Source organism: Escherichia sp. MOD1-EC6098, from assembly GCF_002965865.1.
Classification (GTDB): domain Bacteria; phylum Pseudomonadota; class Gammaproteobacteria; order Enterobacterales; family Enterobacteriaceae; genus Escherichia; species Escherichia marmotae.
On the sequence record NZ_PTSN01000019.1, the window covers coordinates 1 to 12,017 of the forward strand.

Consider the following 12,017-nt stretch of genomic DNA (forward strand, 5'->3'; position numbering starts at 1 on the left):
AAAAATATTGCACCTATTGAGATGATCGGGGCATCAGGATTTTTTCCCATGGTTTCAAGGTCGATCATTAGATGGTCACACGTCCTGCTGGTGGATGTGATTTCGTGATGACCGTTCACCTTAATTGAGTGATCTGCCGTCTCGCCAGTTTTATTATCGCTGGCGTGATGCTGATTGCCGCCAGGGTTCTCCTTGTGTGGATGTTCAGCGCCTTCCATTTCCTCCGGATCATTTTCCTGAACTTCAACCTGATTCTCTTCATCGAATGTTTCCTGGTATGTTGCGTCGCCCATCACCGCGCCACAATCAGGGCAGTTGACGCCACCGCTCTGACCGCAGGCGGTGCAGACTTTTTCCGGTTCCTGTTGCGCTACTGATTCGGATTGTTTCGTTTCTGGCTCGTTTTGTAACGCATTTGGGCTGTTTTGTTCCGCTTTTTGGTCGTTCCGTTCCGATTCATGCTGGTTCTGGTTCACAGAATCGCGAGTCTGGATCCCCTTGACCCATTTCGGATCATTAGGGTCGCTAATCCCCTCAACAAATTCACCACGCGATACAGCAAGTAACTTATCGGCGTCAGGCTGGCTGATATTGGCTGCCTGCATAATTTTGTTTACTTCGTCAGCGGTGACTTTTACTTGGTTAGCGGAACTCACCTGCGACTGAGCATCCAGCGACTGCGCGTTCTGGCCATGTTCAGTTGTATCCGGTTCCATTGTTTCAGTTGTTGCCTGTTCACCTGCCATTGCGTCAGATGGTTGTGGTTTTTCTTCTTCTGTTTCACGCTCAGTAACCACCTCGCGGTTAATTTCTTCCAGGATATCTTTTTCCGGCGTATGCCGGGCAGCTGTGAGAGTTTCCTTGCTGGGGTTCTCGTGATCAGTTTCCGTCAAATAGGCGTTGATATACCCCTGAAGGCGTCCCGGGTAGTGATAAAATTCAGGGTGTGCGCTTCGGATAAGTGCAAAAATAGCGGCGCGGGAATAGTCCAGAATACCCGGGGTTGCACGAAGTGCTGCGGACCATTCTTTGAACGGACTTTCTTTGTTCAGGACTACTTCTTTTGCGCGACGATAAACGCTGCCCGGAATTTCATAAATATTAAAATCCATCGGAAGTGTGGCTGCTGCAATCTCCACATCCAGTGTGTCGAGGGTGTGTACTAAATTCGGATTGCGATCGGTTTTGTTCCCACCGCCAGCATTAGCACCGGAAGCCGTGCGGGTGATGCGTGAAACACGATTTCCTTTCATCCACTCTTTTGTCAGCAGACCCCGATCAGTGTAGTCAGCGTCCAGGTATGCTTCGAAAAAAGCAGTTATTAGTCCCAGGTCTGAATTACCAGGATTAGGGAAAACTTTGTCAGTGTCACGAACCAGTTTGTGGAGGTCGCGAATCTCCAGCGAGTCGAGCAGACTGGTTTTATGCGAAATAGCCAGGGCAGTAACAGCCGGTAGTTCTTCAGCCCGTGCAATGTGTAATGCCTGGAGTTCGTCGCGTGAAACGTGCGTTACTGGTTTTTCGCTGCCGTGTTGAGCAAGCCAACGAATGGGCAGTTCTTGACCGGAGACAGGCAGAAGCATGCTCTCCTCAATCTCAGTCATGTCTTCGCCGTTGATGTTGGTATTGTCAGTGCTGGCTGGTTTGTCCTGAACAGAGGGGGAAGGGCCGATAAATGTCATTGTGATGCCATCTTTCCCGCCTTTTTCATAGCGGTTGCAGAATTCAGTATCAAACACGCCTTCTGGCGGAAGGTCGTCAACAACGGGCAAATTGACGCGGACGGGTTTTTTAAAGTCGTCTTCATCATAATCGTTGTCATCCATTGCGGTAATGCAGCGGGAGATTGCAACAGATAATTTTTTTGCTGTAGTCCAGTAAAAACCACCTTTAATTCCCAGGCGTTTTCTTACTTTGTCATTTTTTGCTTCGCAATATAGTGCAAATTCTTCTTTATCAGTGCTCATTATTGGTAAACCTCATCACAGATTTAAGGGTGAACAAATCTCTGCCATTGCTGACATATAAGAATGAAACTGGATATTTATTACGGTGCTGTTTTAAAATCCTGCCGGGATTTCGTTATTATCCTGGTGAATAACTTTATCGACCGGATAACAGTTGCCTGGAATTTTCTGTTCGGTTGCTGCTGCCATACATTCCTGCTTTGTTCTGTGAACACTGACAGCAATATCAACTGGCTCTCCGGAAACAAGAAAAACCGTCAGAATAAGTGCAAATACTGGATTCATTGTGCACATCCTTTTGGCATCAGACGTAAACGGGCCAGCATTGAAACAATGCATACTTTATTTAATAACTCCCGTTCGTGTTTTCTTTTGTTAATGGCATCTTCAGTAAATACAGGATTACTGATAGTGACACCAATTTCAAAACAACCTTCAGACGTATTAACGTTTGGTAATAACGTTTTCATTATCGCGCCCTCAACAATGAGTTTTGTGATGCGGTGCCTGGTGCCTCCAGGTGACGTTAACCAGTTAACAATTAACGCCGGATACAGAGAATCCACCCATAACACTGTTTTTGGTTTTAACTGTTCCGCGTGCGCTTAGCCGCATTCACCGCATCACAAAATTCACTTTAAAAAGGGCGGCAGAGCAGTCACGGAGTAAAACTGATACCGCCAAACGTCACCAGAAAATTGATAACAGAGGGCGTTGCAGCGGGGTTGTCACTTAAGCGTATGGTCAACCTGACAACCCGGTGTCCTCAACGGGGAAGGAATAACCCCGCCATACTTACCGCCGCGCCATTTCGCGGAGTGCCACAACCGGAAGCGCACGGTCGACGAAAATTTAACGACAGGCTATCTATGAACCAGCTACCTCGCCGTGCGCTTTCGCGTTATGGTCTGACTTTTCAGGGAAATATCCTTTCAGTAAACTGTCAGTGCCGGATGCTCACCCGTGTCCGGCGCACGCACTCCACCTCACCCGTGGAGAACTCCTTAATTACCAACCTTAGCTTCGTTGGTTAGCTATTAACGCGGGTATGTAATCATTCTGGCAATGCTTAATGCCGCTGCTTTTTCCAGATTGGTGATATCCTGCTCCAGAGCGGACAGATTTTCAGCCTGCTTAGCCCTGGCTTCATTAGCCCATTTCAGATCCTGCGCTGCATTAATTTTCTGGCGCATCCACTCATAAAGTTCATCATCGGTATAGTCTGGCGCGATTATGACGGGTTCTCGTTTCTGCATACTGATTCCTCGCGGTGCTACTTCGCTTATCAGCCGTTAGATTTTGCCGAGCTGGAAAGCGCCTGTTTAAACTCACTGAAGCTGAGAGCTTCTTCGCCTTCGGCAAGGTCTTCGAAGTATTCTTCGTAAGCCTTTTCCATGATTGTGTCGAAATCCATATCACTCACCTGAGTTTCTTTCCAGCCAGCGACGGGCACCATTTTCGGTTTTAAACGTTTTGCTTTTGGTATACGTCATCGCGGTGAACGTACCGTCCTGGTTGGGGAACACGCCACATACCAGAGATTCGCTGTTGCCAAGATCGATAGTATCCATGCTGACCTCATTTCCCCTTAACGCCGGGGTAGCGGAACAAAAACCTGCTGCATAGTTATTAAAGTTGAACCCTGCCGTCATGTTCTTACGCCTCGGGCTGGCTACTTAACCCCTGACCACTGCCTGGTAACTCGAAGTATTGCCCTGCATTCTGTGGGGCGGGGTGGGTTGGTATGCCGTTAAGGTAACAAGAGTTACCTTTTGAGTCAATACGATGTTGCAAAAGGTACATTTGAGAGCGTGAAAAACCCGCAATGAATGCGGGTTCTGACTCAGTCTAAGTATTGATGTATTTGTGAAACTTTACCTTTAATGGTGTAACCACCATTCAGTTCGATGGGTTTGTAAAGCGGATTCAGTGACAACAGATAGATGTTTGGTCCGTCAATCGCAACTTTTTTTAGTGTTACGTTTGGCGTTCCTTCCAATTGGATTAAGATTATTTTTCCCACCAGTTCTCTAATGTTACTTGAGCATGGTGTGATCAGCACGGTAGATCCATCGGGGATGGTTGGGAGGCCGTTAGAGTTTGTCATCGCATCTCCCTCAACATGCAATAAAAAAGAGTTTTCAGCGGTTTTTGTCATGACATCAACCCAATTCTTAATGCCAGGAATCTCGGTTACTGGACAACTCATATCCCAATAACCAGCCTGTTCCCACGTTAAAACGGGCAACCGGGCGATGTTGTCACTAATGTAAAGATACTGATTCAGACGCAGATCATCGGTTTTATCGTGACCGTCCTTTCCATAAAGAATCCATTCAGGAGATTTGGAAAGCAATTTTGACAGTAGATGCAAATTCTCACCGTCAGGTTTTGAAGAGCCATTTTCCCATTTTGTTACGGATACACGAGATATGCCGATTGCTTTCGCAACCTGCTGTTGGGTTAATCCAACGTCTTTTCGACGATTCCGAATACGTTCGCTGATAGTGTTTTTCATGTAACCAATGTTACTACCAAGTGATGTTGCTATGGTTGACATTGCTATGTAACTATTGTTACCCTCCTGCTCGAAATAACAGGAGAGTTTTATGTTCAAAGATGATGTTCTGCGCTATTTCAAAAAAAAGCGACTAGTAGCTGAGGCTCTTGGAATTTCACATGTGGCTGTTGTGCGGTGGCAAGCAGTTATTCCCAAACTTCGCGCAATGGAACTGGATGAAATTACTAACGGTGAATTGAAATACAACCCAGAACTTTACAAGAAGCAGGATAGCACCTCGAACGAAGGAAAGAATGATTCATGAAAATCAAGCATGAACACATCCGCATGGCGATGAATGCCTGGGCGCATCCGGACGGCGAAAAAGTACCGGCTGCGAAAATTACCAAAGCGTATTTCGAGCTGGGAATGACGTTCCCGGAACTGTATGACGACAGCCATCCGGAAGCCCTGGCTCGCAATACCCAGAAAATTTTCCGCTGGGTAGAGAAAGACACCCCTGATGCAGTTGAAAAAATTCAGGCGTTGTTACCAGCGATCGAAAAGGCAATGCCACCTTTGCTGGTGGCCAGAATGCGCAGCCACAGTTCAGCTTATTTTCGGGAGCTGGTGGAGACGCGGGAGCGACTGGTGAGAGACGCTGATGATTTTGTCGCAGTGGCAATCGCCGGTTTCAATCAGATGAACCGTGGTGGCCCGGCAGGAAATGCTGTGGCAGTACATTGACTGACAATAGCCATATCGAATCGCTTCCGGCAACTCGTGAGTAAAAAGATTCGGTATCAGAAGAGGTGAGTATGGCTAACGCTTGGCTCAGATTATGGCATGACATGCCAAATGACCCTAAGTGGCGAACAATTGCCAGGGTGTCAGGGCAGCCAATTGCAACAGTGATGGCAGTGTATATCCACCTCCTGGTGAGCGCGTCACGAAATGTCACGCGAGGTCACATTGATGTCACGACAGAAGATTTAGCAAGTGCGCTCGACGTGACAGAAGAGGTAATTGATTCAATTTTGCAGACGATGCAGGGGCGGGTACTTGATGGTGATTTAATCACTGGATGGGAAAAACGCCAGGTGCTTAAAGAGGACAACGGCAATATTTCGCAAACCGCAAAATCTCCGGCAGAGCGCAAGAGGGCGCAGCGAGAGAGGGAAAGAAAGCGGGAACAAAATGGCGATTGTCACGGCGCGTCACGAAATGTCACGCACATGTCACGACGAGTCACGACAGATAAAGATACAGATAAAGATACAGATAAAGAAGATCAAAACACTATGGTCCATGGCGTAAAAAACGCCACGAACCAGGCAGGGGATGTTCAGACCGTCAATCCTGGTCAGCCAGCAGGCACGACACCGGAAGCCGATTCAGCGTATGCGCTGAAAGCCGATTCGGGCGCTGTGCAGCAGGTGATGACCCCAAGGCCGGAGCAATCACACCAACTGCAGCAGCCTGAAGCCGATTCCGCCATTCAGCGGGAAGCCGATCGGGTAGTCCCGGAAAACACCGGGCTGTCTGTGGGACGAGTGGATTATCCGGATGTGTTCGAACAGGTCTGGCGGGAGTACCCGTTGCGTGCCGGAGCAAACCCGAAGAAATCCGCTTTCAGTGCCTGGAAGGCCAGATTACGCGAGGGGGTGCCACCAGAGGCCATGCTGGATGGCGTGAGGCGTTACGCAAGATACTTGGCGGCTACCGGGAAAACGGGAACGGAATTTGTTCAGCGAGCGACGACGTTTTTTGGACCGGACCGGAATTTTGAGAACCCCTGGTTGCTCCCGGTAAGCGGCACGAACAACCAGCGTTGTGTGAATCATATTTCTGAACCGGATAACGAAATTCCGCCGGGCTTCAGGGGGTAAGTGTTAATTTCTGGTCATGAGGTAATTTTCAGGAGGACTTGTGGCAAAAGTTTTTACACAAGAAGAGCGGGAAAAAATTAAAGGGCAGGTTGTTGAACTCGTACGCCGGAGTGGGCGCGAGACGTTACGGCAACTGGAAGCCAAGACAGGTGCGACAAGATATCTGATGAGCGTTCTTGCCAGAGAGCTGGTTGCCAGTGGCGATGTATACAACTCTGGTTACGGGTTATTCCCGTCTGAACAGGCGCGTAAGGACTGGCAAAATGCCCGCAAAAAACTCTCAAGGGCAAAGGTGAAGAAACCTGCAGTGGTTGATCCGGACCTTATCTGGTCGTTACCAGACGGCGAAATACGCCGCTACGACAGGCGCCTGAATATAATCTGTCGCGAGTGCCGGAAGAGCGAAGCTATGCAGCGTGTACTGGCATTTTATCAAGGAAATGTTAGGTATTTTAGACGTTACTAGATTAAAGAGCATTAGTTCAGATGTGAATTGACATTTTCATGGCGCAGGGTAGAGCCAGCGTGGTTGTCCGCTTTGCGTCAAAACCAGATATTACCAGATTTAGACATATATTCCCGATAGCCCTGCTCTGATGCTACACTCTGTGCTATTTTCATGACCCCAATAAAAATATTTATGACTATTGCTGATTTCAAACGGCCTAAATTGGAGCTCCCAAACGGGGCAAACAAACTACTACTGCACTCTTGCTGTGCTCCATGTTCCGGTGAAGTGATGGAGGCGCTTCAGGCCTCGGGAATCGACTACACCATCTTTTTCTACAACCCGAACATTCATCCTCAGAAAGAGTATTTAATTCGTAAGGATGAAAATATTCGCTTTGCTGAACAACACGGCGTGCCGTTTATCGATGCTGATTACGACACCGACAACTGGTTTGAACGTGCCAAAGGAATGGAATGGGAGCCTGAGAGGGGGATCCGTTGTACCATGTGTTTTGACATGCGTTTTGAGCGGACAGCGTTGTACGCTGCTGAAAATGGTTTCAGTGTGATCAGCAGTTCACTGGGCATTTCACGCTGGAAAAATATGCAGCAGGTTAACGAGTGTGGGCGGCGAGCTGTTGCGCATTATCCGGGTATGGTGTACTGGGATTATAACTGGCGCAAGCAGGGCGGCTCGTCCCGTATGATTGAAATCAGCAAGCGCGAAAAATTCTATCAGCAGGAATATTGTGGCTGTGTGTATTCTCTGCGCGATACCAATCTACACCGCAAATCTCAGGGACGCCCTCTTATCAAAATTGGCCAACTCCACTACGGAAAAGAAGAGAAGGAGTGATTTTATGGATCACCTTTCTGATTGATTTCATATTGGCGAGGTGACGTGAGTTAAGTAGAATGGCTGCGGGTGCTTGAGGCTATCTGTCTCAGGCATGAACACTGAAAGGCAGATAGAGAAAAGCCCCAGTTAACATTACGCGTCCGGCAAGACGCTTAACATTAATCTGAGGCTCAATCTATGAACGGCAAATCTAGGTTAGCCTCTTACGTGCCGAAAGGCAAGGAGAAGCAGGCTATGAAGCAGCAAAAGGCGATGTTAATCGCCCTGATCGTCATCTGTTTAACCGTCATTGTGACGGCACTGGTAACGAGGAAAGACCTCTGCGAGGTACGAATCCGAACCGGCCAGACGGAGGTCACTGTCTTCACAGCTTACGAACCTGAGGAGTAAGAGACCAGGCGGGGGAGAAATCCCTCGCCACCTCTGATGTGTCAGGCATCCTCAACGCACCCGCACTTAACCCGCTTCGGCGTTTTTTCCGTTGATTAACTCTAGTTATTAGAGAACCGAACTTTTATTGATGGGGCAGGGAGATGAAGAAACTTGTTTTAGTCGCAGGTGTAATGATTGCAACAGTAATGTTGGGAGGGTGTGCAGCAAAGGTCGATCCAGCGTTGAAAGCAGAAGCAATGAAGCCACTAACATGTAATGATGAAAAGCAATGTGACTTTTATTGGAAACGAGCGCAATTCTGGTTGGCTAATAATTCCTCATGGAAAATTCAAACGGCGACAGACACGCTAATTTCCACTTATAATCCCTCTCCAAATAGTCCATTCCTCGCTTATCAAGTGAGTAAAATGCCAAATGAAGATGGATCCTCAAGAATTTTCATCAAGCCTTTTTGCGATAATATGTTTGGCTGTCAACCAAACCCCTATCAGGCAGTTGTTTCCTTTAAAAACTTCGTTAAAACTGGGCAGTAATGTATAGCTTGGACGATAAATTATTAGTGAAAACGCCGTAAACCCTCACCCAATGTGGACTAAGTCTATCAAACATGACTGTGATGATTAGTCCGTAGTTGTTGCCTATGAAATCTGGATTGAGTCAGGGTTTAATCCAATAATTATTCTATCGTTCCTTTACAAGTCCGGTATATTACTTTCAGTTTGTTTTAGCATACCCGCTTCGGCGGGTTTTGTTTTTTCCTGGCATTCTGGTTTACAATTCGCACGCCAGCCTGAACAACTGGCACCTGCTGCGCCAGCAGAGACAACCGATGGCGCACGATACCAAATTACACAATTCTGATGATTCTGCCGTCTTTGCCAGCAGGCACGGGCGGCGTTTCCGCACTTTCAAATCTGACTGGTTCCAGCATGACCCATGTACTGAAGAACAGGCCGAATGGCTAATTCATAACTATCGCAGACGCGGATACGAGATTAAGAAAGCCCTCAGCCTCGATTATCGTCACTGGATAATCTATGTCAGGCTCCCTTATTCCGAACGCCCACCGCGCCCATCCCGCACATACCAGCAACGGATCTGGAGGTAACGTGCGGATATTACTTCGACCTGTTCTGGTACCGGAACTCGGGCTGGTGGTCCTTAGGCCGGGCCGTGAATCCATGCAAGTATTTCATAACCCTCGAGTGCTGGTGGAGCCTGAACCGAAAAGCATGCGCGGTCTGCCGTCCGGAGTCGTCCCTGCCGTTCGCCAGCCGCTGGCGGAGGATAAATCATTACTGCCATTTTTCAGCGATGAGCGGGTGATTCGTGCTGCTGGCGGCGCTGGGGCACTGTCTGACTGGCTGTTGCGTCATGTCAAATCCTGCCAGTGGCCTCATGGTGACTATCATCACAGTGAAATCGTCATACATCGTTACGGTACCGGCGCGATGGTGTTGTGCTGGCACTGCGACAACCAGTTGCGTGACCAGACATCCGAATCACTCGGGCAACTTGCTCATCAAAACCTGTCAGCATGGATGATTGACGTCATACGCCATGCAATGAATGGCACGCAGGAGCGGGAATTGTCGCTGGCTGAATTATCCTGGTGGGCGGTCTGCAATCAGGTGGCGGACGCGCTTCCGGAGGCAGTATTACGTCGTTCTCTGGGGTTACGTGCGGAAAAAATCCGCTCCTTGTACCGCGAAAGCGACATCGTACCGGGAGAGCAGACCGCCACCAGCATACTGAAGCAGCGCACAAAAAATCTTGCGCCGTTGCCTCATGCCCACCAGCAAAACCCGCCACAGGAAAAGACGGTGGTCAGCATTGCCGTTGATCCGGAGTCACCGGCTCAGTATCTCCAGCGCCAGAAACCACAACGGGAAGAGATGCCTGTATACACGCGTTGGGTAAAAACGCAGAAATGCATGACGTGCGGTAATCAGGCAGATGATCCGCATCACATCATTGGTCATGGACTGGGAGGGATGGGAACAAAGGCTGATGATTTGTTTGTTATTCCGCTGTGCCGTAAATGTCATAACGAACTGCACGCCGGGGTAAAAGATTTTGAAGAAAAACACGGCAGCCAGCTGTTGTTGCTGATTCGTTTTTTAATGCACGCGAGAAATTCGGGTGTCCTGAAGTGGAAAGCATGAATGACTGAACGCATAGAATTTGTTTTGCCTTACCCGCCGACGGTGAATACCTGCTGGCGACGTCATGGCAATACGTATTTCATCTCGGAAGCCGGAAAGCGTTATCGCCGTGATGTGGCGCTAATTGTTCGCCAGCAGCGGCTGAAATTAAGCCTGTCCGGAAGGCTGGCGATAAAGATTATTGCAGAGCCACCGGATAAGCGCCGCCGCGACCTGGACAATATCCTGAAGGCACCACTGGATGCGCTGACGCATGCCGGACTACTTATAGACGACGAGCAGTTTGATGAAATCAATATTGTGCGCGGTCAGCTCGTTCCTGGTGGGCGGCTGGGGATAAAAATCACAGAACTGGAGTGCGCATGAATAACCAGTATTTACAGTTTGTGCGTGAGCAGCTCATTATCGCCACCGCTGATTTGAGTGGGGCAACAAAAGGTCAGCTTGAAGCCTGGCAAGAGAATGCCATGTTCGATATAGGGCGTTACAGGCGAAAAAAAATCCGGTACCGCGATGAAGTGACTGGAAAAATGATAACGCGGGATAATCCACCAATCCCGGGAAAGCAATCGCTGGCGAAGGGGACGTCAATTCCTCTGGTCAGTCCGGTTGAGTTTTCGACATCATCGTGGCGGCGGGCTGTTCTGTCTCTTGAAGAACATCATAAAGCCTGGTTGTTGTGGTGTTACAGCGGGAGTATTTGTTGGGAATATCAGATCGCGATAACACAGTGGGCGTGGAATGAATTTAATACTCAATCCGGTACCAGAAAAATTGCAGGGAAAACGCAGGAACGCCTGAAAAAATTAATCTGGCTGGCGGCGCAGGCAGTAAAAGCAGAACTTTTTGGTGGGGAAGGTTATGAATACCAGGAGCTGGCATTACTGGCGGGAGTGACAACTAAAAACTGGTCCAAAACATTTACTCGTCACTGGGTTGCAATGAAACACATTTTTCACCGACTTGATAGTGAGGCTTTATTGTTTGTAATGAGAACACGTTCAAAACAAAAGGCGGCATTTTCAAAGCAAAGTGTTGCAAAAGTAGATTGAAAGGCATATATTTCATGCAAATCTGATATTTTGCCGATTTTGTACGTGATGGCAAAAGCAAACAAAACCCGCCCACAAGCGGGTTTTTTGTGCCACTTATCTCGGATAGACATGGTTAATGCGTTAGTGGAGGAGATAAGGGTGATTTTTGAATGCTTGCAACATTGATTTCGTAACGTTATTATCCTGCGCTCGGCCCTTTAGCTCAGTGGTGAGAGCGAGCGACTCATAATCGCCAGGTCGCTGGTTCAAATCCAGCAAGGGCCACCAGCCGCCACTAGCTCATCAGGAAAGAGCGTCAACCCTTTAAGTTGAGTGTGCGAGGTTCGAGTCCCCGGTGGCGGTCCAGTGCCGACTTAGCTCAGTAGGTAGAGCAACTGACTTGTAATCAGTAGGTCACCAGTTCGATTCCGGTAGTCGGCACCATATGCGGGCATCGTATAATGGCTATTACCTCAGCCTTCCAAGCTGATGATGCGGGTTCGATTCCCGCTGCCCGCTCCAGTTAGAGTCTTTCAGTCTGCGATGATGGGAAATCCCGGAGTGACTGAAAGACGTTTAAGTTATGAATGATCGCCTTTTTTTGCAAAATTGCTGTGCAGAAATACTAACCTTCGGGCAGGCGATCATTCATAAGCACTCTGCTTTTATTCCGATTAACTGTGGGTGGTTTGTTGGATAGAGTGCTTTCCTTTCTGTATATATCGTTTCGCCCGCTTTTGCGGTTTTTTCTTTTCAAATC

19 protein-coding genes and 4 tRNA genes are annotated in these 12,017 nt (G+C 48.3%); 16 read left to right on the plus strand and 7 right to left on the minus strand.

What is annotated here, in order from left to right:
- The 3 genes from C0K55_RS25975 to dicB all read right to left on the minus strand — a co-directional run.
- Positions 1 to 1,967: RecE family exodeoxyribonuclease (locus tag C0K55_RS25975; protein WP_123059772.1), on the minus strand; the 1,967-nt coding region annotated here is incomplete at its 3' end.
- A gap of 93 nt (positions 1,968 to 2,060) precedes the next feature.
- Positions 2,061 to 2,252, minus strand: a complete 192-nt coding sequence (locus C0K55_RS18630; protein WP_021579309.1) for a DUF1482 family protein — start codon at positions 2,250 to 2,252, stop codon at positions 2,061 to 2,063.
- Positions 2,249 to 2,437, minus strand: a complete 189-nt coding sequence (dicB, locus tag C0K55_RS18635; protein WP_000854558.1) for a cell division inhibition protein DicB — start codon at positions 2,435 to 2,437, stop codon at positions 2,249 to 2,251. Before dicB ends, C0K55_RS18630 begins: the two co-directional genes overlap by 4 nt.
- 399 nt (positions 2,438 to 2,836) lie before the next feature.
- Between dicB and C0K55_RS25980 the strand changes: the two genes are divergently transcribed.
- Positions 2,837 to 3,001: a hypothetical protein gene (locus C0K55_RS25980; RefSeq protein WP_001331716.1), complete on the plus strand. Its 165-nt coding sequence runs from the start codon at positions 2,837 to 2,839 to the stop codon at positions 2,999 to 3,001.
- Between the two features lie 3 nt (positions 3,002 to 3,004).
- Here C0K55_RS25980 and ydfC read toward each other — a convergent pair whose 3' ends face one another.
- The 4 genes from ydfC to C0K55_RS18660 all read right to left on the minus strand — a co-directional run bounded on the left by ydfC (position 3,005) and on the right by C0K55_RS18660 (position 4,527).
- Complete coding sequence (ydfC, locus tag C0K55_RS18645) at positions 3,005 to 3,223, minus strand: protein YdfC (RefSeq protein ID WP_001171942.1); 219 nt, start codon at positions 3,221 to 3,223, stop codon at positions 3,005 to 3,007.
- A 29-nt stretch (positions 3,224 to 3,252) separates the two neighbouring features.
- A complete protein-coding gene (gene ydfB, locus C0K55_RS26950) occupies positions 3,253 to 3,381 on the minus strand; it encodes a protein YdfB (RefSeq protein ID WP_000344928.1) in 129 nt (42 codons plus the stop codon).
- 1 nt (position 3,382) lies between these two features.
- Positions 3,383 to 3,538: a DUF1391 family protein gene (locus C0K55_RS18655; RefSeq protein ID WP_000379589.1), complete on the minus strand. Its 156-nt coding sequence runs from the start codon at positions 3,536 to 3,538 to the stop codon at positions 3,383 to 3,385.
- Between the two features lie 272 nt (positions 3,539 to 3,810).
- Entirely contained in the window at positions 3,811 to 4,527 is a 717-nt protein-coding gene (locus tag C0K55_RS18660) for a LexA family protein (RefSeq protein ID WP_001394126.1), read from the minus strand.
- Between the two features lie 49 nt (positions 4,528 to 4,576).
- On the opposite strand from C0K55_RS18660, the gene C0K55_RS18665 reads away from it, so the two are divergent.
- The 15 genes from C0K55_RS18665 (at position 4,577) to C0K55_RS18740 (ending at position 11,779) form a co-directional block, all read left to right on the plus strand.
- Positions 4,577 to 4,792 (plus strand): Cro/CI family transcriptional regulator, encoded by a 216-nt coding sequence (locus tag C0K55_RS18665; RefSeq protein WP_060615121.1) that lies wholly within the window; start codon positions 4,577 to 4,579, stop codon positions 4,790 to 4,792.
- Positions 4,789 to 5,214, plus strand: a complete 426-nt coding sequence (locus C0K55_RS18670; protein ID WP_000693850.1) for a toxin YdaT family protein — start codon at positions 4,789 to 4,791, stop codon at positions 5,212 to 5,214. Before C0K55_RS18665 ends, C0K55_RS18670 begins: the two co-directional genes overlap by 4 nt.
- A 71-nt stretch (positions 5,215 to 5,285) precedes the next feature.
- The gene (locus tag C0K55_RS18675) at positions 5,286 to 6,356 is read left to right on the plus strand and encodes a phage replisome organizer (protein ID WP_097471848.1); all 1,071 of its coding nucleotides are present in this window, start codon (positions 5,286 to 5,288) and stop codon (positions 6,354 to 6,356) included.
- A gap of 40 nt (positions 6,357 to 6,396) precedes the next feature.
- Positions 6,397 to 6,822 carry a DUF977 family protein gene (locus C0K55_RS18680; RefSeq protein WP_021546098.1) on the plus strand — a complete coding sequence of 142 codons (426 nt, stop codon included), beginning with the start codon at positions 6,397 to 6,399 and terminating at the stop codon, positions 6,820 to 6,822.
- A gap of 174 nt (positions 6,823 to 6,996) precedes the next feature.
- Positions 6,997 to 7,662: an epoxyqueuosine reductase QueH gene (locus C0K55_RS18685; RefSeq protein ID WP_000150294.1), complete on the plus strand. Its 666-nt coding sequence runs from the start codon at positions 6,997 to 6,999 to the stop codon at positions 7,660 to 7,662.
- Between the two features lie 237 nt (positions 7,663 to 7,899).
- Positions 7,900 to 8,055 carry a type I toxin-antitoxin system toxin HokD gene (gene hokD, locus C0K55_RS18690; RefSeq protein ID WP_000813260.1) on the plus strand — a complete coding sequence of 52 codons (156 nt, stop codon included), beginning with the start codon at positions 7,900 to 7,902 and terminating at the stop codon, positions 8,053 to 8,055.
- 143 nt (positions 8,056 to 8,198) lie between these two features.
- The gene (locus C0K55_RS18695) at positions 8,199 to 8,591 is read left to right on the plus strand and encodes a hypothetical protein (RefSeq protein WP_000737636.1); all 393 of its coding nucleotides are present in this window, start codon (positions 8,199 to 8,201) and stop codon (positions 8,589 to 8,591) included.
- A 296-nt stretch (positions 8,592 to 8,887) separates the two neighbouring features.
- On the plus strand, positions 8,888 to 9,166 hold the full coding sequence (locus tag C0K55_RS18700) for a hypothetical protein (RefSeq protein WP_105266734.1): 279 nt from the start codon (positions 8,888 to 8,890) through the stop codon (positions 9,164 to 9,166).
- A 1-nt stretch (position 9,167) separates the two neighbouring features.
- Positions 9,168 to 10,223, plus strand: a complete 1,056-nt coding sequence (locus tag C0K55_RS18705; protein WP_024188444.1) for a DUF968 domain-containing protein — start codon at positions 9,168 to 9,170, stop codon at positions 10,221 to 10,223.
- Positions 10,224 to 10,589 carry a RusA family crossover junction endodeoxyribonuclease gene (locus tag C0K55_RS18710; RefSeq protein WP_105266733.1) on the plus strand — a complete coding sequence of 122 codons (366 nt, stop codon included), beginning with the start codon at positions 10,224 to 10,226 and terminating at the stop codon, positions 10,587 to 10,589.
- Positions 10,586 to 11,275, plus strand: a complete 690-nt coding sequence (locus C0K55_RS18715) for a bacteriophage antitermination protein Q (protein ID WP_023142742.1) — start codon at positions 10,586 to 10,588, stop codon at positions 11,273 to 11,275. The genes C0K55_RS18710 and C0K55_RS18715 overlap by 4 nt, the downstream gene beginning before the upstream one ends.
- A 194-nt stretch (positions 11,276 to 11,469) precedes the next feature.
- A tRNA-Ile gene (locus tag C0K55_RS18725) sits at positions 11,470 to 11,545 on the plus strand.
- Position 11,546: 1 nt separating this feature from the next.
- A tRNA-Lys gene (locus C0K55_RS18730) sits at positions 11,547 to 11,623 on the plus strand.
- A gap of 2 nt (positions 11,624 to 11,625) precedes the next feature.
- Positions 11,626 to 11,701 (plus strand) — tRNA-Thr (locus C0K55_RS18735).
- 3 nt (positions 11,702 to 11,704) lie between these two features.
- A tRNA-Gly gene (locus C0K55_RS18740) sits at positions 11,705 to 11,779 on the plus strand.
- Positions 11,780 to 12,017: the final 238 nt, after the last annotated feature.